This window comes from Streptomyces sp. WAC 01529 (assembly GCF_003945545.1).
Taxonomy (GTDB): Bacteria; Actinomycetota; Actinomycetes; order Streptomycetales; family Streptomycetaceae; genus Streptomyces; species Streptomyces anatolicus.
Window position 1 is genome coordinate 1,851,474 of sequence record NZ_CP029617.1, and the last position, 20,758, is coordinate 1,872,231.

At 71.2% G+C, this 20,758-nt stretch carries 17 protein-coding genes; 6 read left to right on the forward strand and 11 right to left on the reverse strand.

The window, feature by feature from the left end; genetic code table 11:
* Positions 1-3: 3 nt before the first annotated feature.
* Positions 4-672 carry a papain-like cysteine protease family protein gene (locus DMA15_RS08395; RefSeq protein ID WP_125512088.1) on the reverse strand — a complete coding sequence of 223 codons (669 nt, stop codon included), beginning with the start codon at positions 670-672 and terminating at the stop codon, positions 4-6.
* A 275-nt stretch (positions 673-947) separates the two neighbouring features.
* Here DMA15_RS08395 and DMA15_RS08400 point away from each other — a divergent pair, with 275 nt between their 5' ends.
* Positions 948-1,877 carry a hypothetical protein gene (locus DMA15_RS08400; RefSeq protein ID WP_125517440.1) on the forward strand — a complete coding sequence of 310 codons (930 nt, stop codon included), beginning with the start codon at positions 948-950 and terminating at the stop codon, positions 1,875-1,877.
* A 91-nt stretch (positions 1,878-1,968) separates the two neighbouring features.
* On the opposite strand, the gene DMA15_RS08405 is transcribed toward DMA15_RS08400, so the two are convergent.
* Entirely contained in the window at positions 1,969-2,397 is a 429-nt protein-coding gene (locus tag DMA15_RS08405; RefSeq protein ID WP_125512090.1) for a Rieske (2Fe-2S) protein, read from the reverse strand.
* 199 nt (positions 2,398-2,596) lie between these two features.
* Between DMA15_RS08405 and DMA15_RS08410 the strand changes: the two genes are divergently transcribed.
* On the forward strand, positions 2,597-3,535 hold the full coding sequence (locus DMA15_RS08410) for a carbohydrate kinase (protein WP_125512092.1): 939 nt from the start codon (positions 2,597-2,599) through the stop codon (positions 3,533-3,535).
* A gap of 36 nt (positions 3,536-3,571) precedes the next feature.
* On the opposite strand, the gene DMA15_RS08415 is transcribed toward DMA15_RS08410, so the two are convergent.
* Both DMA15_RS08415 and uvrA read right to left on the reverse strand, forming a co-directional pair.
* Positions 3,572-4,336, reverse strand: a complete 765-nt coding sequence (locus DMA15_RS08415; RefSeq protein ID WP_125512094.1) for a crotonase/enoyl-CoA hydratase family protein — start codon at positions 4,334-4,336, stop codon at positions 3,572-3,574.
* 124 nt (positions 4,337-4,460) lie between these two features.
* Positions 4,461-7,631, reverse strand: a complete 3,171-nt coding sequence (gene uvrA / locus DMA15_RS08420; protein ID WP_125512096.1) for an excinuclease ABC subunit UvrA — start codon at positions 7,629-7,631, stop codon at positions 4,461-4,463.
* Positions 7,632-7,858: 227 nt separating this feature from the next.
* Between uvrA and DMA15_RS08425 the strand changes: the two genes are divergently transcribed.
* Together DMA15_RS08425 and DMA15_RS08430 are read left to right on the forward strand one after the other, a co-directional pair.
* Complete coding sequence (locus DMA15_RS08425) at positions 7,859-8,551, forward strand: maleylpyruvate isomerase family mycothiol-dependent enzyme (protein ID WP_125512098.1); 693 nt, start codon at positions 7,859-7,861, stop codon at positions 8,549-8,551.
* Positions 8,552-8,560: 9 nt separating this feature from the next.
* Entirely contained in the window at positions 8,561-9,217 is a 657-nt protein-coding gene (locus DMA15_RS08430; protein WP_125512099.1) for an MBL fold metallo-hydrolase, read from the forward strand.
* A gap of 33 nt (positions 9,218-9,250) precedes the next feature.
* Here the strand turns inward: DMA15_RS08430 and aroQ are convergent, their stop codons facing one another.
* On the reverse strand, positions 9,251-9,724 hold the full coding sequence (gene aroQ / locus DMA15_RS08435) for a type II 3-dehydroquinate dehydratase (RefSeq protein ID WP_125512100.1): 474 nt from the start codon (positions 9,722-9,724) through the stop codon (positions 9,251-9,253).
* A 79-nt stretch (positions 9,725-9,803) separates the two neighbouring features.
* Here aroQ and DMA15_RS08440 point away from each other — a divergent pair, with 79 nt between their 5' ends.
* Both DMA15_RS08440 and DMA15_RS08445 read left to right on the forward strand, forming a co-directional pair.
* On the forward strand, positions 9,804-10,850 hold the full coding sequence (locus tag DMA15_RS08440) for a S66 peptidase family protein (RefSeq protein WP_125517442.1): 1,047 nt from the start codon (positions 9,804-9,806) through the stop codon (positions 10,848-10,850).
* Between the two features lie 62 nt (positions 10,851-10,912).
* Complete coding sequence (locus DMA15_RS08445; RefSeq protein ID WP_206302688.1) at positions 10,913-12,199, forward strand: MFS transporter; 1,287 nt, start codon at positions 10,913-10,915, stop codon at positions 12,197-12,199.
* A gap of 35 nt (positions 12,200-12,234) precedes the next feature.
* Here the strand turns inward: DMA15_RS08445 and DMA15_RS08450 are convergent, their stop codons facing one another.
* The 6 genes from DMA15_RS08450 to DMA15_RS08475 all read right to left on the reverse strand — a co-directional run bounded on the left by DMA15_RS08450 (position 12,235) and on the right by DMA15_RS08475 (position 20,546).
* The gene (locus DMA15_RS08450) at positions 12,235-13,335 is read right to left on the reverse strand and encodes an ionic transporter y4hA (RefSeq protein ID WP_125512102.1); all 1,101 of its coding nucleotides are present in this window, start codon (positions 13,333-13,335) and stop codon (positions 12,235-12,237) included.
* Positions 13,336-13,412: 77 nt separating this feature from the next.
* Positions 13,413-14,417, reverse strand: a complete 1,005-nt coding sequence (locus tag DMA15_RS08455) for a TerC family protein (RefSeq protein ID WP_125512104.1) — start codon at positions 14,415-14,417, stop codon at positions 13,413-13,415.
* Between the two features lie 271 nt (positions 14,418-14,688).
* Positions 14,689-16,599 carry a TerD family protein gene (locus tag DMA15_RS08460; RefSeq protein ID WP_125512105.1) on the reverse strand — a complete coding sequence of 637 codons (1,911 nt, stop codon included), beginning with the start codon at positions 16,597-16,599 and terminating at the stop codon, positions 14,689-14,691.
* 47 nt (positions 16,600-16,646) lie between these two features.
* Entirely contained in the window at positions 16,647-17,225 is a 579-nt protein-coding gene (locus DMA15_RS08465; RefSeq protein WP_125512107.1) for a TerD family protein, read from the reverse strand.
* A gap of 165 nt (positions 17,226-17,390) precedes the next feature.
* Complete coding sequence (gene uvrB / locus DMA15_RS08470) at positions 17,391-19,544, reverse strand: excinuclease ABC subunit UvrB (RefSeq protein ID WP_125512109.1); 2,154 nt, start codon at positions 19,542-19,544, stop codon at positions 17,391-17,393.
* Positions 19,545-19,673: 129 nt separating this feature from the next.
* Entirely contained in the window at positions 19,674-20,546 is an 873-nt protein-coding gene (locus tag DMA15_RS08475; RefSeq protein ID WP_125512111.1) for an MHYT domain-containing protein, read from the reverse strand.
* Positions 20,547-20,758 lie beyond the last annotated feature (212 nt).

Sequence of the window (20,758 nt, forward strand, 5' to 3'; positions counted from 1 at the left end):
CTCTCACGCCCCGATCCGGTAGAGCGAGTGGGTCCAGGAGAAGGTGCTGTTGTCGACGTACCAGGCGTGCGAGGCCCAGTTGTAGCGGTCGCTGGAGGGCCAGGGGTCGCCCCAGTAGACCCAGCTGCTGGCGTCGTCGTAGCCGTAGATGACGTGCATGTGGCCGCCGCCGTTGGACCACTGGATGCGGGTCTCGACCGGGCGGTTCGCGTTGATCTCGGACTGCACGGTGGCGTAGCGCAGCCAGCCGGTGACGTACGAGCCGGGGTTGATGCCCGCCCAGCGCAGGCCGTTCTGCACATTGCCGAGGGTGGCCTGGTTGTTGGGGCACTCGGTGTTCTGGTTGCGCCCGAAGGAGGCGTTGCAGAACTGGTTCTGGCTGTAGTTGCGGCCCATGAAGGTCGCGATGGTGTTGCCGCCCGCGGCCCAGCACCAGTTGGTCTTCTGCTGCGCCTGCATGGTGATGTTCAGGCGCTTGGCGGCGAGGACGGACGGGTCGGCGGCCGCCGTGCCGCTCGCCTCGGAGGCGGCGGGCGCGGTGGACGTGAGGGGGGCGGGGGCCGCCGCGGCCGTGGCCGTGGGTGCGGTCAGGAGCGCCGCGGCGACGACGGCGAGCGCGCAGAGACGTCTGCGTCTGCCTGTGCTGCTGCTCCTGCTGATCGGTGGGCGCATCGCGTTCCTCCCGAGGGATGTGGGGTGTGGAGGAGCGCGTCCGGACGCTGCGATTGAGCATCGAGTGTTGTCGGGTGCAGGTCAACACGCTTCAATGCGGAATTACTTGGGCCGTGAACGGCGGCGTACGGATGTGAACGCATGCCGTACGCCGACCTGGCGACCCGCTCCGACCGGCGCGAACGCCGGGCGGCCGAAGTGAACGTTCACAGGAAGGGGCCCGCATGCGGCACGGCACACGGTTCGCACAGGGCGCGCCCGCGGACGCGGCATGGATGGCGGACGACGAGCCGGCGGAGCTGACGGCCGCCCTGCGCACCGGCCCCTTCCACCTCGCGCTGCGCACCGCGATCGCCGTCCGGCGGCTGCCGCTGCAACGGGTGCGCCACCATCTGGCACAGCACGGCATCAACGTCGGCGTCACCAGCCTCAGTTACTGGCAGCAGGGCGCCCGGCGCCCCCAGCGCGCCGAGTCACTGCGCGCCGTACGCGCCCTGGAGGAGATCCTTCAGCTGCCCGAGGAGTCGCTGATCCGGCTGCTCGCCCACCCCGGCGAGCGCGCCGACACCGAACGGCCCGCCGCGCGTTCGTACCGCTCCCTGGTGGAGGCCTCCGACGTGCTGCGCGCGCTCCTGGCCGAGCTGGGTTCGCCGGTCGACGGCGGGCTGCACACCATCGGCCACCACGAGCGGGTGCGGATCGGCGCGCGCCGCGAGCTGGTCGGCCGCGAGTCACAGCACGTCGTACGCGCCCACCGCGACGGCGTCGACCACTACGTCGCCATCTACCACGGCGACCCCGGCTGCGCCCCCGACCGCGTGCGCGTGCGGGCGCTGGAGAACTGCCGTACGGGACGCGTGCGCTGGCACGAGGGGACGGGGGTGCTCGTCGCCGAACTGCTCTTCGACACCCGGCTGCGGGCGGGCGACACGCATCTGTTCGCGTACGGCTTCGAGGACGGCACGGCGGGGACGGCCACCGAGTACGTACGTGGCTTCACCTACGCGGGCGGGCAGTACGCGCTCCAGATCCGCTTCGACGAGCAGGCCCTGCCCGTACGCTGCCACCGCTTCACCCAGCAGTCGGCCGCCGGCCCGCGCGGTGGCCGCCAGGAGCTGACGCTGAGCGGCAGCCACCGCTCGGTGCACCTGGTGGAGCCGCAGGTGCGGGCGGGGCTGCTGGGGATCGCGTGGGACTGGGAGTGAGGCCTTCCGGAGGCAAGCGCCGGGCCCTCTCCTCCGGCCCGGGGCCGCGAAGGGGCTAGGCCTTCTCCTCCGGGCCGGGGCCGCGAAGGGGCTAGGCCTTCTTCTCCGGGCCCGCGATGATCTTGCCGTTCTCCACCTTGACCGGCAGCTCGGCCAGCGGCTTGAAAGCCGGTTCCTTCAGCACCTTGCCGTTCGTGGCATCGAACTGGCTGCCGTGGCACTGGCAGATGAGCTTGCGCCCCTCCAGCGTCTTGATCGGACACCGCGCGTGGGTGCAGATCGTGCTGTACGCCTTGTACTCGTCGTCGGAGATCCGGCTGACGACCACGTTCTCGTCCGTGTACAGCTTCGAGGCGCCCACCTTCACGTCGTCGGACTTCCCGAGGTCCACCGGCGCGGTCGGCGCCGAGCGGTTCGAGCCGCCGTCGCCCGATGAGCAGGCGGTGAGGCCGAGCCCGACGGCCGGGGCGAGAGCGGCGGCCCGCAGCACGGTGCGGCGGGCGTGGGGCGTGCCGGACATGGTGTCTCCACAGGTCAGGGGCGTCGGTGGTGGATCAGACCCCACCGGCGCGAGCCACTGGGACCGGGTTCGGCACGGGCGTGCCCGAGTGCCGCCCGCTTCCGGCCGAGGGGCACCGCACGGCCTAGCCTGAGCGGGACGCCGGGCGCGTGCCGCGCGGCCCGAGCCGAGCCCAGGCAGCGCCCGAGAGGAACCGCCCGTGATAGTCGTCGCAGGAGAGGCCCTGATCGACCTCGTGCCGCAGGAGGCGGACCGGGGAGCGGACCGGCAAGCCGACCGGGGAGCCGGACTGCCCGCGCTCGCGCCGCGCCTCGGCGGCGGCCCGTACAACACCGCCGTGGCGCTCGGCCGCCTCGGCTCGCCCGTCGCCTTCTGCTCGCGGGTGTCGCGGGACGCGTTCGGCGAGGCGCTCCTTGACGGGCTGCGGGCCGCCGGTGTCGAACTCTCGTACGTCCAGCGTGGCCCCGAGCCGACGACGCTGGCGGTCGCGTCGATCGGCGCGGACGGCTCGGCCGGGTACTCCTTCTACGTCGAGGGCACGGCCGACCGGCTCTTCAGCGCTCCGGACCGGCTGCCCGACGGCGTACGGGCGATGTCGTTCGGCACCTGCTCGCTGGTCCTCGAACCGGGCGCGAGCGCGTATGAGGAGCTGCTGCGCCGCGCGGCGGCGGGCGGGGTGTTCACGGCGCTCGATCCGAACGTACGAGCTGTGCTGATCCCCGACGCGGACGCGTACCGCGCGCGGTTCAAGAGCTGGCTGCCGTCGGTCTCGCTGCTCAAGCTGTCGCAGGAGGACGCCGACTGGCTCGGCGGCACCCCGCGGGAGTGGCTGGCGTCCGGGCCGCCGGCCGTGGTCGTCACGCGCGGCGGTGACGGTCTGTGGCTGTACACGCGAGACGGCATCGAGCTGCGCGTGCCGGGCGAACCGGTCGACGTGGTGGACACCATCGGCGCGGGCGACACCGTCAACGCGGCACTGCTGCACGGGCTCGCGGCACGGGACGCGCTCTCGGCGGACGCGGTGGCCGGGCTGGGCACCGAGGCCTGGACCGAGGTGCTGCGGTTCGCGGCGCGCGCGGCGGCGGTCACCTGCTCGCGGGCGGGCGCGGAGCCTCCGTACGCGGCGGAGCTGGGGTAGCGGGCGGTCGGAGTTGGCGGGCGTGGCGGCCGGGGCTCACCGCTGCGTGAACGACCCGTGCCGTCCCGCGCCCGCCGCGAAACGGGCGGCGCCCTCGGCGGCTTCGGCCAGGGAGTGCAGGCCGTGCCGCAACTCCCCCGCCATCGCGTCCTGTTCGGACAGGCCGCCCTGTTCGAGGAGGGAGAGCCGGTCGCGGCGCAGGCAGGTCTGCGGGAACGCGGCGATCTCGGCGGCGAGGCTTTCGGCGGCGGCGCGCGCGGTGCCGGTGGGGACCGTGCGGTTGACCAGGCCCATGGCGAGCGCTTCGGCCGCGCCCACCGGGCGGCCCGTCAGGATGAGGTCCATGGCTCGGCTCTCGCCGATCAGCCGCGGCAGCCGCACCGTCCCGCCGTCGATGAGCGGGACGCCCCAGCGGCGGCAGAAGACCCCGAGGACGGCGTCCTCGTCGGCGACCCGCAGGTCGCACCAGAGGGCGAGTTCGAGTCCGCCCGCGACGGCGTGACCGGAGATCGCCGCGATCACCGGCTTGGACAGGCGCATGCGGGTGGGTCCCATGGGGCCGTCGCCGTCCTCCGTCACGTGGTTTCCGTCGGGGGTGCCGATGGCCTTGAGGTCCGCGCCCGCGCAGAAGGTGCCGCCCTCGCCCCACAGGACGGCGACGGAGGCGTCCGGATCGGCGTCGAAGGCACGGAAGGCGTCGGCGAGCGCGCGGGCGGTGGGCCCGTCGACGGCGTTCCGCGCGGCGGGCCGGGAGAGCACGAGGGTGGTGACGGGGCCTTGGCGTTCGGTGCGTACGGACATGGGGGCCAGCCGACCACGGCGGCGGGGCGCCGGACAAGGCGTCCTCGGGCATACGCGTGCGTACGGAGACGACGAAGGCGCCCCGCCCCTGGTGAGGGAGGGGGCGCCTTCGGCGTACGCCCGGTCAGGCCTTGCGGGCCCGAGTCGCCTTCTTGGCGGCGGCCTTCTTGGGCGCGGCGGACTTCACCGGGGCGGCCGCCTTGCTCGAAGAAGCCGCCTTCTTCGTGGCAGCCGCCTTCTTGGTCGCGGTCCCAGCCTTCGGGGCGGCCGCCTTCGTGGCAGCCACCTTCTTGCCGACCGCCTTCTTGGCGGAGGCGCCCGCCTTGACCGTGGCCGTCGCCGTCGCCTTCGTGGCCGTGGCGCTCGCCGCCACCGCCCGCTTGGCGGCGGACTTCTTCGCCGGGGCCTTCTTGGCCGGCTTGCGCCCCTGCGAGGGCATCGCGTCGCTGATCCGCTCCGCCGAGATGATCTCCCGCAGGAACTTGCCGGTGTGGCTGGTCGACACCCCGGCGACCGCCTCGGGCGTGCCCTCGGCGACGACGAGACCGCCGCCGTTACCGCCTTCGGGGCCCATGTCGACGACCCAGTCCGCGGTCTTGATGACGTCGAGGTTGTGCTCGATGACGATGACCGTGTTGCCCTTGTCGACCAGGCCGGAAAGGACCGTGATCAGCTTGCTGATGTCCTCGAAGTGCAGACCGGTGGTCGGCTCGTCCAGGACGTAGACGGTCCGGCCCGTGGAGCGCTTCTGCAGCTCGGAGGCGAGCTTCACACGCTGGGCCTCGCCTCCGGAGAGCGTGGGCGCGGACTGGCCGAGGCGCACGTACCCGAGGCCGACGTCGTTGAGCGTCCGCAGGTGCCGGGCGATGGCGGGCACGGCCTCGAAGAAGGCGAGCGCCTCCTCGATGGGCATGTCGAGGACCTCGGCGATGGACTTGCCCTTGTAGTGCACGTCCAGCGTCTCGCGGTTGTAGCGCGCGCCGTGGCAGACCTCGCACGGGACGTACACGTCCGGCAGGAAGTTCATCTCGATCTTGATCGTGCCGTCACCGGAGCAGTTCTCGCACCGGCCGCCCTTGACGTTGAAGGAGAAGCGCCCGGGGAGGTACCCCCGCACCTTCGCCTCCGTGGTCTCCGCGAAGAGCTTGCGGACGTGGTCGAAGACTCCGGTGTACGTCGCGGGGTTCGACCGCGGGGTGCGGCCGATGGGCGACTGGTCGACGTGCACGACCTTGTCGACGAGGTCGTCGCCGTCCACGCGCGTGTGGCGGCCCGGGACGGAACGGGCGCCGTTCAGCTCCCTCGCCAGGTGCGTGTAGAGGATGTCGTTGACCAGCGTCGACTTGCCGGAACCCGAGACGCCCGTGACGGCCGTGAGGACGCCGAGCGGGAAGGAGACGTCGATGTCCTGGAGGTTGTTCTCCCGGGCGCCGTGCACCGTGAGCCGGCGCGAGGGGTCGACGGGGCGGCGCACGTCCGGGACCGGGATGGACCGCTTGCCCGAGAGGTACTGCCCGGTGATCGACTTGTCGTTGGCGAGCAGCTCCTTCATGGAGCCGCTGTGCACGACCTTGCCGCCGTGCTCGCCCGCGCCGGGGCCGATGTCGACGACCCAGTCGGCGACCTTGATGGTGTCCTCGTCGTGCTCGACGACGATGAGCGTGTTGCCCATGTCCCGCAGGCGTACGAGGGTCTCGATCAGGCGGTGGTTGTCGCGCTGGTGGAGACCGATGGACGGCTCGTCCAGGACGTAGAGCACGCCGACGAGGCCGGAGCCGATCTGCGTGGCCAGGCGGATGCGCTGGGCCTCGCCTCCGGAGAGGGTGCCCGCGGCGCGGTTCAGCGACAGGTAGTCCAGGCCGACGTCGACCAGGAAGCGCAGCCGTTCGTTGACCTCCTTGAGGACGCGCTCGGCGATCTTCTTGTCGCGGGCGCCGAGCCTCAGCTCGGCGAGGAAGTCCGCGCAGTCGCTGATGGACATCGCGGAGACCTCGGCGATGGACTTCCCCATGACCGTGACGGCAAGGACGATGGGCTTGAGACGCGTGCCCTCACAGGTGGGGCAGGGCACCTCGCGCATATAGCCCTCGAAGCGCTCGCGGCTCGCGTCGCTCTCGGCCTCGCTGTGGCGGCGCTTGACGAAGGGGACGGCGCCCTCGAAGGCGGTGGTGTAGACCCGCTCGCGGCCGTACCTGTTCCGGTAGCGCACCTCGATCTGCGTCTTGTGGCCGTACAGGAGGGCCTTCTTGGCGCGCTGCGGCAGGCCCGCCCAGGGCATGTCGGTGGAGAAGCCGAGGGCGTCGGAGAGGGCTCCCACGAGCCGGCCGAAGTACTCCTTGGTGTGCCCGTGCGACCAGGGGTGGATGGCGCCCTCGTCGAGCGACTTGTCCTCGTCCGGGATGATCAGCTCGGGGTCGACCTCCATGCGCGTACCGATACCCGTGCAGTCCGGGCAGGCGCCGAAGGGCGAGTTGAAGGAGAAGGAGCGGGGCTCAAGCTCCTCGAAGGAGAGGTCGTCGTACGGGCAGTAGAGGTGCTCCGAGTACATGCGCTCGCGCTCGGGGTCGTCCTCGGGGAGGTCGACGAAGTCGAGGACGACCATGCCCGAGGAGAGGCCGAGGGCGGTCTCCACGGAGTCGGTCAGGCGGCGCTTGGCGGAGTCCTTCACGGTGAGGCGGTCGATGACCACCTCGATGGTGTGCTTCTCCTGCTTCTTGAGCGTGGGCGGCTCGCTCAGCTGGATGGTCTGGCCGTCGACCCGCGCGCGGGAGTACCCCTTGGTCTGGAGGTCGGCGAAGAGGTCGACGAACTCGCCCTTGCGCTCGCGCACCAGCGGGGACAGGACCTGGAAGCGGCTGCCCTCGGGCAGCTCGAGGACCTTGTCGACGATGGCCTGCGGCGACTGCCGGGAGATGGGACGGCCGCACTCGGGGCAGTGCGGCTTGCCGATGCGCGCGAAGAGCAGGCGCAGATAGTCATAGACCTCGGTGATGGTGCCGACCGTCGAGCGGGGGTTGCGCGAGGTCGACTTCTGGTCGATGGAGACGGCCGGGGAGAGGCCTTCGATGAAGTCGACGTCGGGCTTGTCCATCTGGCCGAGGAACTGCCGGGCGTACGAGGAGAGCGACTCGACGTACCGCCGCTGGCCCTCGGCGAAGATCGTGTCGAACGCGAGCGAGGACTTGCCCGAGCCGGAGAGACCGGTGAACACGATGAGGGAGTCACGCGGGAGGTCGAGCGAGACGTTCTTGAGATTGTGCTCGCGCGCGCCACGGACGATGAGACGGTCGGCCACGCCGGTCCGCACCTTTCTAGAGAGAAGTGACAGGGACGAAACCCCGTCTTTCACAGACTAGGGCGAGCCACTGACAACGCCGGGCTGGTTCCCCGGTTCACCTGTGGAACACATCCGGACCGTCAAGAATGCCCGATGCCACTCCCGACCATATAGCACGCACATTCGATTTACGGGGTGACCTGGACTCCTTCACCCGAACGTGTGACGCAGCTATCGTCGGCCCCATGATTGATCATGTGCGCGACCTGGCGTCTGTACGTGACGCGACCGAGCGGCTGCTCAGCGCTGCCGCGAAACTGAACAACGATTCGACCGCCGAGCCGTCACGGCTGCCGGGCTGGACCCGCGGCCATGTCCTCGCCCACCTCGCGCGGAACGCGGACGCGCTGGTGAACGTCCTCGCCGGGCGCCCGATGTACGCGAGCGCCGAGGCGCGGGACGCGGACATCGAGCGGGACGCCCCGCGCCCGCTCACCGAGCAGCTGGCGGACGTGGCGGAGAGCGCGGCCCGCTTCCGGGACGAGGCGGCGAAGCCCGCGGACTGGTCCCGCACGGTCGAGCTGCGCAACGGCGTCACCGACTCCGCGTCGCGCGTGCCCTTCCGGCGCTGGGTCGAGGTCGAGCTGCACCACGTCGACCTCGGCATCGGGTATGAACTCGAAGACCTGCCGGAGGAGTTCGTACAGCGGGAGATCTCGTTCTTGACCGCACGCTTCTCGGGGAACGCCGGCGTGCCGCCCACGCTGATCACGGACGGCACGCACGCGTGGCGCACCGGCCGTGAGGGCGCCCCCGACGACGCCACCGTCAAGGTGTCCGGCCCCGCGCCGGAGGTGGTCGGCTGGCTCTCCGGCCGCCGCGACGGCTCCGCGCTGACGGCCGAAGGAGGCCTCCTGCCGGCCCTGCCCCCGCTATAGGCTGACGGCATGACGTACAGCGGAGCGGTGAAGGTCGGCGGGGGCGCGGATGTGCACGAGCTGCCGGACCTCATGATTTCGAAGGTCGCGGTCGGGCCGATGAACAACAACGCGTATCTGCTGCGCTGCCGGGCCACCGGCGAGCAGCTCCTGATCGACGCGGCCAACGACGCCGAGACACTGCTGACGCTGATCGGTGACGACGGCATCGCGTCCGTCGTCACCACCCACCAGCACGGTGACCACTGGCAGGCGCTCGCCGCCGTCGTCTCGGCGACCCGCGCGCGGACGTACGCGGGCCGCGAGGACGCCGAGGGCATCCCGGTGCCGACGGACGTGCTGGTCGACGACGGCGACACGATCCGCGTCGGCCGCGTCGAGCTGACCGCCCGTCATCTGGTGGGCCACACGCCGGGCTCGATCGCGCTCGTCTACGACGACCCGCACGGCCATCCGCACGTGTTCACCGGCGACTGCCTCTTCCCGGGCGGTGTCGGCAACACCTGGAAGGACCCGAAGGCGTTCGCGAGCCTCATCGACGACGTGGAGACCAAGATCTTCGGGACGCTTCCGGACGAGACCTGGGTCTACCCCGGCCACGGCGACGACACGACGCTGGGCGCCGAGCGGCCGCACCTCCCGGAGTGGCGCGCCCGCGGCTGGTGAGCACGGGCGGCGCCGACGGGCCGGTGACGGGCGTCACGCCCCGGCGGCCACCAGCGCCGCCACCCGCTCCACCGCGAAGACGTACCCCTGGACGCCGCAGCCCGCGATGACGCCGTCGGCGCGCTGCGAGACGTAGCTGTGGTGCCGGAACGCCTCGCGCTGGTGGACGTTGGAGATGTGCACCTCCACCACCGGCATCCCGTCGCAGGCGTTGAGGGCGTCCAGGATCGCGATGGACGTGTGGGAGTAGGCGGCGGGGTTGATGACGATGCCCGCGTGGTGCTCGCGCGCCTCGTGGATCCAGTCGACCAGCTCGCCCTCGTGGTTGCTCTGCCGCAGATCCACCGTGCCGCCGTGCGCGGCCGCCGCCTTGGCGCACAGGGCCTCGACGTCGGCCAGGGTGTCCGAGCCGTAGATCTCGGGCTGGCGCTGCCCGAGGAGGTTCAGGTTCGGGCCGTTCAGGATCATGATCGGGGCGGTGGCGAGGCTGCGGGTACCGAGGGTCATGAAGGAGGTCTATCACGCCTCCCGCGCGCGGGAACTCCGGTGCGCCTTCGATGAGTACGGCCCTACGCTGCGCCCCATGATGATCGAACCGCTGTACCCGCCCAAGCCCTCCCCCGGCGACCGCGTCGCCGTGATCTCGCCGTCCAGCGGCCTGCCGGAGCTTTTCCCGCTCCCTTACGAGCTGGGCCTCGAACGGCTCCGCAAGGACTTCGGCCTCGAACCGGTGGAGTATCCCTCGACGCGGAAGATGGGGGCAACGCCCCAGGAGCGGGCGGACGACATCCACGCGGCGTTCGCCGACCCGACCGTCAAGGCCCTCATCGCGAGCATCGGTGGCGACGACCAGATCACCGTACTGCCCTACCTGGACCGCGAGTTGATCCGCGCCCACCCGAAGCCGTTCTTCGGTTACAGCGACAACACCAATCTGCTCGCCTACCTCTGGCAGTGCGGCATCGTCGGCTACCACGGCGCGTCCGTGATGTGCGAGCTGGGCAGGCCCGGCGCGATGGCACCCCTGACCGAGCGTTCGCTGCGTGCCGCGCTCTTCACCTCCGGGAGCCATGAGCTGCACCCGGCCGACCGCTACCGCGATGTCGACGTGCCCTGGGAGGACCCCGCGAGCTTCGCGCAGGAGCCGCCGACCGAGCCGGGCGGCGGCTGGTTCTGGCACCGGCCCGAGCGGGTCGTGGAGGGCCGCTCCTGGGGCGGCGAGCTGGAGATCCTCTCGTGGCTCCTGATGGCGGACCGTGAGATCGCGCGGGATCTGTCGGCGTACGACGGGTGCGTGCTGTTCCTGGAGACCTCGGAGGAGCTGCTCGGTGCCGAGCAGGTCTTCCGCATCCTGCGCAACATGGGCGAGCGCGGGCTGCTGCGGCGCTTCCCCGCCCTCCTGATGGGACGCGCCAAGGCGTGGTCCTTCGCCCGCCCCCAGGAGGCGGAAGCGAAGGCCGCGCACGCGCGTGAGCAGCGGGAAGCCGTGCTGCGGGCGCTCGGCACGTATGCCCCGGACACCATGGCGGTCTTCGACGTCGACCTCGGGCACACCGATCCCCAGCTGGTCATCCCCTACGGAGGCACGGTGCGGGTCGACGGACCGGGCCGGCGCGTCACGGTGACGTACTGAGCGACCCGATCACCACCGCGCGCCCCCCGTAACCGCCCGTCACTCTGGGTAGTTGACGCAGCATGCGCACCACGGAACAACCTTCGCTGCCGCGGCTCGCGGCGGCCTCGCTGGCCGGGACCGCCATCGAGTTCTACGACTTCTTCATCTACGGGACGGCCGCGGCGCTGGTCCTCGGGCCGCTGTTCTTCCCGACGTTCTCCCCGCTGGCGGGAACTCTCGCGGCCTTCGCGACATTCGGAGTGGGCTTCGTGGCGCGCCCCCTGGGGTCGGTCCTCTTCGGGCACGTCGGGGACCGGCGCGGGCGGCGGCCCGTGCTCATCGGGTCACTGCTCCTCACCGGCCTCGCCACGGTCGCCGTGGGCTGCGTACCCACGTACGAATCGATCGGGATCGCCGCTCCCCTGCTCCTCCTCGTGCTGCGGTTCGTGCAGGGTCTGGGGCTCGGCGGGGAGTGGGGCGGCGCCGTGCTGCTGACGGCGGAGCACGCGCCGGCCGAGCGGCGGGGGCTGTGGTCGAGCTTTCCGCAGATCGGGCCGCCGATCGGGTTCCTGCTGGCCAACGGCATCATGCTGGCGCTCTCGGCGACGCTCACCGACGCGCAGTTCGCGGCCTGGGGGTGGCGCGTGCCGTTCTGGGCCGCGGGGGTCCTGGCGGCGGCCGGGCTGGCGCTGCGCGGCTCGCTCGCGGAGAGCCCCGACTTCCTGCGGGTGCGCGAGCACGCGCGCGTGCCGCTCGCCGAGGTGGTCCGCGACCACTGGCGCCTGGTGCTCCTGACGGCGGGCGCCCTCGCGGTCGGGTACGCCGTCTTCTACGCGGTGACGACCTGGTCGCTCGCCTACGGAGTGGAGCGGCTCGGTGTGAGCCGCACGGTCATGCTGGCCTGCATCATGGCGGCCGTGGTGGTGAAGGGCGCCCTGACACCGGTGGTGGCCGTCCTGGGCGACCGCTACGGACGGCGGCCACTGTGTCTGCTCGGCTGCGCCGCGTCCGCGCTGTGGATGTTCCCGATGATCGCGCTGCTCTCCACCGGGCAGCCGCTGCTGATGTTCCTGGGCTTCCTGGTGGCGATGATCGCGTTCATCACGATGTTCGCGGTGATCGCCGCGTATCTGCCCGAGTTGTACGAGCCGCGCGTGCGCTGCACGGGCGCCGCGGTCGGCTACAACGTCGGCGGGGTGCTCGGCGGCGCGCTCACGCCCATCGTGGCGACGGCGGTGGCGCACGGGGACGGGACGCCGTGGGGCGTGGCCGCGTATCTGACGGGAATCGCCGTGGTGAGCCTCGGATGCTTCGCGCTGCTTCCGGAGACGCGGCCGGTGCGGGAGGCGGTGCCGGCCACGGGTTGATCCGGGCAGGGGCCTCGGGATGAGCCGGGCAGGGCCTACGGCGTGACCGCCAGCTCCAGGTACGCCGCGAACAGCACGAGATGGACGCCGCCCTGGAGCGGGGTGGCGCGCCCCGGTACGACCGTGAGCGTGCCGACGATCACCGTGAGGGCGAGCAGCACCATGTGGGTCGCGCTCAGGCCGAGCACGAGCGGCCCGGCCAGCCACACGGAGGCGACCGCGACGGCCGGGATGGTCAGACCGATGCTGGCCATCGCCGAGCCGAGAGCGAGGTTAAGGCTGGTCTGTACGCGGTCGCGGCGGGTGGCGCGTACGGCCGCGATGGTCTCCGGGAGCAGCACGAGCAGCGCGATGATCACGCCGACCACGGCGTGCGGCATGCCCGCGCTCTCCACGCCCGACTCGATCGTCGGCGATACCCCCTTGGCGAGCCCCACCACGCCGATCAGGGCCAGCGCGAGCAGTCCCAGGCTGGTCAGCGCCTGCCGGGAGGAGGGCCCTTCGGCGTGGCTGTCGGCGTCGATGACCTCGCCCTGCTTGGTGAGGGGCAGGAAGTAGTCGCGGTGGCGCACGGTCTGCGTGGTGACGAACAGGCCGTAGAGGGTGAGTGAGGCGACGGCGGCGAAGGTCAGCTGGCTCGTGGAGAACTCCGGGCCTTGCTTGGTCGTGGTGAACGTCGGCAGGACCAGGCAGAGAGTGGCCAGGGTGGCGACGGTCGCGAGGGCGGCGCCGGTGCCCTCGGGGTTGAAGACGGCGACGCGGTGGCGCAGCGCGCCGACCAGGAGGCAGAGCCCCACGATGCCGTTGCAGGTGATCATCACGGCGGCGAAGACGGTGTCGCGCGCGAGCGTGGAGCTCTTGTCGCCGCCGTCGGCCATGAGGGTGACGATCAGCGCGACTTCGATGATGGTCACCGCGACCGCGAGGACGAGCGAGCCGAAGGGTTCGCCGACGCGGTGGGCGATCACCTCGGCGTGGTGGACGGCGGCGAGCACCGCTCCGGCGAGGACCAGTGTCACCAGGGCGACGACCGCACCGGGCAGATCGCGGCCCCAGGTGAGCGCGAGGAGGACGATCGCGAGGAGCGGGACCACGGTCGTCCACCGCATGCCGAGCGCCCGGAGCCGAGTGACCATGACTCGATGCTGCCCCGGGCGCTCGGGTGCCGCTACTCGGTGCCGCCCCCTGCCGGGGGCGGCGTCCGGTGGGACCGTCAGGCCTCGATGCTGTCCTTCTCGGTCTCCCCCGCGGCGGCGGCCTCGGCCGTCGCCTGCTTCTCCTGCTTCTTGGAGGCGATGAGGCTGGTGATCGTGGTGATCACCAGGACGCCGCAGATGACGCCGAGCGAGACCGGGATGGAGATCTCGGGGACGTGCACCCCGTTCTCGTGGAGGGCGTGGAGGACGAGCTTCACGCCGATGAAGCCGAGGATCACCGACAGGCCGTAGCTGAGGTGGACCAGCTTCCTGAGCAGTCCGCCGATGAGGAAGTACAGCTGGCGCAGACCCATCAGCGCGAAGGCGTTGGCGGTGAAGACGATGTACGGGTCCTGGGTGAGGCCGAAGATCGCGGGGATGGAGTCCATCGCGAAGAGCACGTCGGTGGTGCCGATGGCGAGCATGACGACCATCAGCGGCGTCATGATCTTCTTGCCGTTCTTCCGGATGAAGAGCTTCGTGCCCTCATACCGGTCGGAGACGCCGAACTTCTTCTCGATGGACTTCAGGAGGCGGTTCTCCTCCCAGTCCTCTTCCTCCTCGTCGGCACGCGCCTCCTGGATGAGCTTCCAGGCGGTGTAGATCAGGAACGCGCCGAAGATGTAGAAGACCCACGAGAAGTTGGCGATGACCGCGGCGCCGGCGGCGATGAAGATCGCACGCAGGACGAGGGCGATCAGCACGCCGAACAGCAGTACGCGCTGCTGGAGGTGGGACGGGACCGAGAACTTCGCCATGATCAGGATGAAGACGAAGAGGTTGTCGACGGAGAGCGACTTCTCGGTGATGAATCCCGCGAAGAACTCGCCGGACGCCTGGCTCTCACCGGCGACCAGCAGGCCGACGCCGAAGAGCGCCGCGAGGACGATCCAGACGACCGTCCATGTTCCGGCTTCCTTGATCGACACGTCATGGGGCTTGCGCCCGATGAAGAAGTCGACCGCGATCAGGGCACACAGACCTAGAACGGTCGTTACCCACAGGGTCATTGAAACGTCCACTGCGCCTCCGGCTTCGTACGGCTACTGATCAGCGTCGTCGCTGCCGGAGGTCTCTTCCACCCGAGGCGGTCACCGCCATGAATCGGGCCGACGCCCCGGGACCGATGGCGGTCCGTATTGACGGGTACGTCGCAGCCGGGAGTACTCCCCTCCGCTGGTAGAAGAGTACGTGAAACACCAAGGGTTGGTAAAGGCGATGGCAAACAAAAGCCAAAACCCCAGTTCAGGGCCGCCGCTTAGCCAAGCCCGACTCAGGTTGGCTCAGGCCGGCTCAGCGGCCGCCATTGCGGCGGGCCGTGGCGACCCGGTCGAGGACCTGCCGCAGGATGCGGCTGCCCGGCGGGAAGACCGGCGGGTCGTACGTCCAGGTGTGTCCGACCCACGGGTCGGCGAGGTGGTCGTCGGGGACCGGGGTCAGCCGCAGGAGCGCGCGCCACAGGGGGTCGAGCAGCGGGCCGTACTCCGCGGCGTCCTCCCGGTCGGCGACCATCATGAGGTGGACGCCGACGGCCGGGCCCTCGTCCGCGAGGTAGCGCAGCTGGGTCACGGCGCGGTCGTCGAAGCCGTGCGGGAAGTCGTTGACGATCAGGAGCTGCTCGGCGGTGTCGAGGTCCGGGGGCAGCGCGTCGGCGGCGCCGCCGCGGACCGCCATCTGGACCAGGTCGACGCGCTGGGTGAGCTTGGCCAGGACCGCGGCGACGCCGGCCGCGCCGGAGGCCGGGGGCCCGGCGAGGACACCGGCCGACACGAGCGGGGCCAGGGCGCCCGTCGCGGAGCCCGCCGGGTCGATGACGTGCACCTGGAACTCGCCCGCCGGGTAGGCCGCGAGCAGCCGCGCGGCGTGCGCGACCGCCGTGTCCATGGCGAGGCGGCGCAGCTGAGCGGAGTCGGTGACGTGGTTGGTCAGTGCCTTGCCGCTGTCGATCCACAGACCGCGCTCCAGCGGCAACCGTACGAGCATGGGGATCCGCAGCCCGGTGCGCTCGGGGAGGTGGAGGTCGCCGAGGCGCACGGCCATCGGGATCTCCATGGGCGCGCGATAGGCGTGCCACACGGGGCTGCTCCAGGCCGCGAACGCCGGGGGCAGGGCGGGCTCGACGACGTCGGCCTCGGCGGCAAGCTGGGCGAGGTCCCGGTCGAGTGCCGCCCTGGCCTGGCCGACGAGGTCGGTGTGCTTGGCCCGGGCTCGCTCGCGGGCGGCGTCACCGGCGCCGCCGATGCGGCTGCGCGGGTCGTCGAGGACCTTGTCGAGCTCCTGCTCCCTGCGGGAGTCGGCGAAGTCGACGGCGCTGCGGTAGGCGGCCGTGGTGCGGGCCAGGTCTTCGAACATGCCCCACACCTGGTTGTAGAGCCGCTCCTCCAGGGACCAGCCGGTGGCGTCGCCCGCGACGGGCCGCGCGGGCTCTCCCGGCCGGGCCTGGGGCACGGCCGGTGCCGGGGGCGGGGGCGCGGTGGTCTGGCGTCCCGGGTGGGTGTAGTCGACGGGGCCGCCGGTGGCCGGGGGGTCGGCAGGCGCGGGCCCTGGCGGTGGGGCGGGCTGTGTCCGCGCGGGGCCCGCGTGGTCCTGGGTGGCTGTGCGCACGCGGGCGTCGTCGGCGGGGCGGGGCGGGGGCGCGGACACGGAGCGGGCCAGGCCGCCGGCGACCGCGTCGTCGATGGCGGCGGCGAGCGCGCGGGCCTCGGGCAGGCCCTGGTCGGTCAGCATCTCGGCGAGACCGCCCGCGTACCCCTGGCCGACGGCGCGGACCTTCCAGGCGCCCTGGCGGCGGTAGAGCTCCAGGGCGACGACGGCGGACTCGGCGTCGAGGTCGGTGATGGTGTACCCGGCGATCTCGGTGCCGTCGAGGCCGGTGACCGCGACGAAGGGCGCGGCGAGGGCGCGGAAGCTGACCGGACCCGCGCCGCCGGTGGGCAGGGCGAGCAGGACGCTGACCCGGTGGACGGTGCCCGGCAGCGCGCCGAGGTCCACGGCGAGGCGGTGGTCGGCCGCCGCCTGCCTGGACACCTCCAGGCCGGGCAGGGTGGGGGCGCCCGGGTGGGCCACCCATTCCACGCCGCGGACCCTGCCCCGGTCGTCGCCGAGCGTGGCCCCCGCCACGATCGGCTTGCCGGCCGAGATCCGGATCTCCAGGCGGGTCCCGGGCAGCGGATGGTTCTGCCCCCGCACCAGCTCGGCCGTCATCGCTCGTCCCCCTCCTACGTACGGATGTGGCTCAGTACGGATGTGGCTTACAGGTGCGGCAGGATCGACGGCATCAGGTCCTGGAAGGTGCGGCCGTTGGCGGGGTTGCCGATGGCCGTCATCTGCCAGCCGGTGCCCGCGCGGTGGACCTTCGCCATGATCTGGGCGGTGTACTGGCCGCCGCCGTCGAGGGTGTAGCGGGCCAGCTCCTGGCCGTTGGTCTCGTCGACCAGGCGGCAGAACGCGTTCTGCACCTCCTGGAAGGTCTGGCCGGTGAAGGAGTTCACCGTGAAGACGATCTGGTCGATGTGGACGGGGATCCGCTGGAGGTCGACGAGGATCGCCTCGTCGTCCCCGCCCTGGCCGACGCCGCCGACGACGTTGTCGCCGGTGTGGCGCACCGAGCCGTCGTCGCTGACGAGGTGGCGGAAGAAGACGACGTCGACGGGCTGCTTGTCGGCGAAGAGGACCGCCGAGGCGTCCAGGTCGACCTCGCGGGTGCGGGAGCCGAACAGACCGCGGCGCGGGGCGGCCTGCCAGCCGAGTCCCATGCGCACCGCGGACAGGGCGCCCCCGTCGTCCTTCTGCAGGCTGATGGCCTGACCCTTGGTCATGTTGACCGTCACGCGCTGTCCCCTCTCGAACTGCCTGGGCAGCCGCCTCTTGCGGCTGCCCAGCACCCTATGCAGTGCGGCCCTCGGCGCCGCACCGCGGGCCGCACTTTGTGGCGGTCCTGCAACAGACCGGCCAGTACGCCGTTTCCCCTCCCCCAGGCGTGCTTCCGCAGGCCTTTAGGCCTGGCCCGCCTCCCTCATCTGGCGCAGCTCCTTCTTCATCTCCGACACCTCGTCGCGCAGCCGCGCGGCGATCTCGAACTGGAGGTCGGCGGCGGCCGCGCGCATGCGCGCGGTCATCTCCTCGATCTGCTCGGCCAGTTCGGCGGCGGGGCGGTTGGTCGGGACGGTCTCGCCCTTCTTGCCCTTGGCCTTGGCGGCGGTGCCCGCCTTGCCCGCCTTGGCCGCGTCGCCGCCGAGCGCGGGCACCGGGGCCTTGGCGCCCTTGCCCGCCTTCGGCTTGCGGTAGTCGGAGCCGAGGAGCTGTTCGGTGTCGACCTCTTCGCGCGCGATCGCCGACACGATGTCGTTGATCTTCTTGCGCAGCGGCTGCGGGTCGATCCCCCGCTCCTTGTTGTACGCGATCTGCTTCTCGCGGCGGCGGTTGGTCTCGTCGATGGCCTTCTCCATCGCCGGGGTGATCTTGTCGGCGTACATATGGACCTGGCCGGAGACGTTGCGCGCCGCGCGGCCGATGGTCTGGATCAAGGAGGTCCCCGAACGCAGGAAGCCCTCCTTGTCGGCGTCGAGGATCGCCACCAGGGAGACCTCGGGCAGGTCGAGGCCCTCGCGCAGGAGGTTGATGCCGACCAGGACGTCGTACTCACCGGCGCGCAGCTCGCGCAGCAGCTCCACGCGGCGCAGAGTGTCGACGTCGCTGTGCAGATAGCGGACCTGGATGCCCAGCTCAAGGAAGTAGTCGGTGAGGTCCTCGGCCATCTTCTTGGTGAGCGTGGTGACCAGGACGCGCTCGTCCTTCTCGGTGCGGGTGCGGATCTCGTGCACCAGGTCGTCGATCTGCCCCTCGGTCGGCTTGACGACGACCTCGGGGTCGACGAGGCCGGTGGGGCGGATGATCTGCTCGACGAAGCCGTCGCCGCGCGACAGCTCGTACTTCCCCGGGGTCGCCGAGAGATAGACCGTCTGGCCGATGCGGCCGAGGAACTCCTCCCACTTCAGGGGGCGGTTGTCCAGCGCGGACGGCAGGCGGAAGCCGTGGTCGACGAGGGTGCGCTTGCGGGAGGCGTCGCCCTCGTACATCGCGCCGATCTGCGGGACCGTGACGTGCGACTCGTCGAGGACGAGGAGGAAGTCCTCGGGGAAGTAGTCCAGGAGGGTGTTGGGGGCCGTGCCGGGGGCTCGGTCGTCGAAGTGCATCGAGTAGTTCTCGACGCCGGAGCAGGAGCCGATCTGGCGGAGCATCTCCAGGTCATACGTGGTGCGCATGCGCAGGCGCTGGGCCTCCAGCATCTTGCCCTGCTTCTCCAGCTCGGCGAGGCGCTCGGTCAGCTCCTTCTCGATGCCGGTGACCGCCTTCTCCAGGCGCTCGGGGCCCGCCACGTAGTGCGACGCCGGGAAGACGTACAGGTGGTCGTCGTCGCTGATGACCTCGCCGGTGAGCGGGTGGAGGGTGGAGAGCGCCTCGATCTCGTCGCCGAACATCTCGATGCGGACGGCCAGTTCCTCGTAGACCGGGAAGATCTCGATCGTGTCGCCGCGGACGCGGAAGGTGCCGCGGGTGAACGCCAGGTCGTTGCGCGTGTACTGGATGTCGACGAAGCGGCGCAGCAGCTGGTCGCGGTCGATCTCGTCGCCGACCTTGAGCGGGACCATGCGGTCCACGTACTCCTGCGGGGTGCCGAGGCCGTAGATGCAGGAGACGGAGGCGACCACGATCACGTCGCGGCGGGTCAGCAGGGAGTTCGTCGCGGAGTGGCGCAGGCGCTCCACTTCCTCGTTGATCGAGGAGTCCTTCTCGATGTACGTGTCCGACTGCGGGACGTATGCCTCGGGCTGGTAGTAGTCGTAGTACGAGACGAAGTACTCGACCGCGTTGTTCGGCAGGAGCTCGCGGAATTCGTTCGCCAGCTGGGCGGCCAGTGTCTTGTTCGGCGCCATCACTAGGGTGGGGCGCTGGAGCTTCTCGATCATCCACGCGGTGGTGGCCGACTTGCCGGTGCCGGTCGCGCCGAGGAGGACGACATCCTTCTCACCGGCGAGGATGCGCCGCTCCAGCTCGGCGATGGCCGCCGGCTGGTCGCCGCTGGGCTGGTAGGGACTGACGACCTCGAAAGGTGCCACCGTGCGTTCGATCTTGGATACGGGCCGCATGGAATCCACCGTACGACCCAGCACTGACAACCGGGCGTGATCAGCCGCTCAGCAGGGCTCCGCCACCGGTTCCGCGGCGGGTGAGAGCCGGGTTCCGAGGCGGGTGAGCGCACCGGGTCCGCGCGGGCGTCACCAGTTCTGCGGGGTGCGCGAGCCCGGTCGCCGGCGGGTCCCGCGGCGGGGCACGGCGTGCCGGTCGCCCGAGCGGGGGACGGGGTAGGGGCGGCGGGGCCCCGCGCCCTTCGCGGCGCTCCGGGGGTCCGGATGGCGGCCGCCCATCAGGATCAGCGGGTCGAACATGACGATCACGCCCGCGAGGAGCAGGAAGGCGAGCGGCCCGATCATCATCGGCGCGAGGATCTCGGCGGGCGAGTCGCCGGGCGGGGCCGCTCCCGAGCCGTGCAGGTGGACGCTGAGTGCCGCCATTCCGGTGTAGTGCATGCCGCTCACGGCCAGGCCCATGACGAGGCTCGCGCCGAGGCTCCACAGGAAGCCTCTGACCTGCGCGGCCGCCCAGAGCGCGGCGGTGGCGGCGGCCATGGCGATCGCGACGGACGCGGCGACGGTGAGCGTGTTGTACTCCAGCGTCCCGCGAAGGCGCATACCGGCCATGCCCAGGTAGTGCATGGACGCCACGCCGAGGCCGGTGATGGTGCCGCCGGTGAACAGGGCGGTCCCGGTCGCGCCGCGGTAGCCGACGATGAAGATGCCGATGCCCACCATGACGATGGCGACGGCGAGGCTCGCGAAGGTCAGCGCCTTGTCGTAGTGGATGGGCGCCTCCTTGACGGTGAAGCCCATCATCGCCACGAAGTGCATGGTCCAGATCCCGGAGCCGATCGCGGCCGAGCCGAGCGCGAGCCAGCCGGGCCGCCAGGAGTGGGCGACGAGCAGCGATCTGGTCGTGCAGCGCAGCCCGAGCGCTCCCCCGAGGCAGGCCATGACGTAGGCCACCACCGGGGTGACGACTCCGTAGCTGAACCCGTCGACCGTGCCCTGCATGCGCGGTAGCCCTCCCGCCTGTTGTGCCCAAATGCCCCGAAACGTCCCATACACCCCCTACCGTCGGCCATCTGAAAGACCGTCGGCTGACGCAGAGAGTAAAGCTCACGCCGGGACGCCAGAACGATTTTCCGGCAAAGAATCGCGCTACCCGCGCGCGGGGTCCTCGACTTTGGTGACTCCGTTCAATCTGTGGCCATCCTGCACCTGTT

Bases quoted from the DNA above. Each gene is read 5' to 3' on its own strand.
- DMA15_RS08395 (WP_125512088.1), bottom strand. From the start codon at position 672: ATGCGCCCACCGATCAGCAGGAGCAGCAGCACAGGCAGACGCAGACGT.
- DMA15_RS08400 (WP_125517440.1), top strand. From the start codon at position 948: ATGGCGGACGACGAGCCGGCGGAGCTGACGGCCGCCCTGCGCACCGGC.
- DMA15_RS08405 (WP_125512090.1), bottom strand. From the start codon at position 2,397: ATGTCCGGCACGCCCCACGCCCGCCGCACCGTGCTGCGGGCCGCCGCT.
- DMA15_RS08415 (WP_125512094.1), bottom strand. From the start codon at position 4,336: ATGTCCGTACGCACCGAACGCCAAGGCCCCGTCACCACCCTCGTGCTC.
- DMA15_RS08425 (WP_125512098.1), top strand. From the start codon at position 7,859: ATGATTGATCATGTGCGCGACCTGGCGTCTGTACGTGACGCGACCGAG.
- DMA15_RS08430 (WP_125512099.1), top strand. From the start codon at position 8,561: ATGACGTACAGCGGAGCGGTGAAGGTCGGCGGGGGCGCGGATGTGCAC.
- aroQ (WP_125512100.1), bottom strand. From the start codon at position 9,724: ATGACCCTCGGTACCCGCAGCCTCGCCACCGCCCCGATCATGATCCTG.
- DMA15_RS08440 (WP_125517442.1), top strand. From the start codon at position 9,804: ATGATCGAACCGCTGTACCCGCCCAAGCCCTCCCCCGGCGACCGCGTC.
- DMA15_RS08445 (WP_206302688.1), top strand. From the start codon at position 10,913: ATGCGCACCACGGAACAACCTTCGCTGCCGCGGCTCGCGGCGGCCTCG.
- DMA15_RS08450 (WP_125512102.1), bottom strand. From the start codon at position 13,335: ATGGTCACTCGGCTCCGGGCGCTCGGCATGCGGTGGACGACCGTGGTC.
- DMA15_RS08460 (WP_125512105.1), bottom strand. From the start codon at position 16,599: ATGACGGCCGAGCTGGTGCGGGGGCAGAACCATCCGCTGCCCGGGACC.
- uvrB (WP_125512109.1), bottom strand. From the start codon at position 19,544: ATGCGGCCCGTATCCAAGATCGAACGCACGGTGGCACCTTTCGAGGTC.
- DMA15_RS08475 (WP_125512111.1), bottom strand. From the start codon at position 20,546: ATGCAGGGCACGGTCGACGGGTTCAGCTACGGAGTCGTCACCCCGGTG.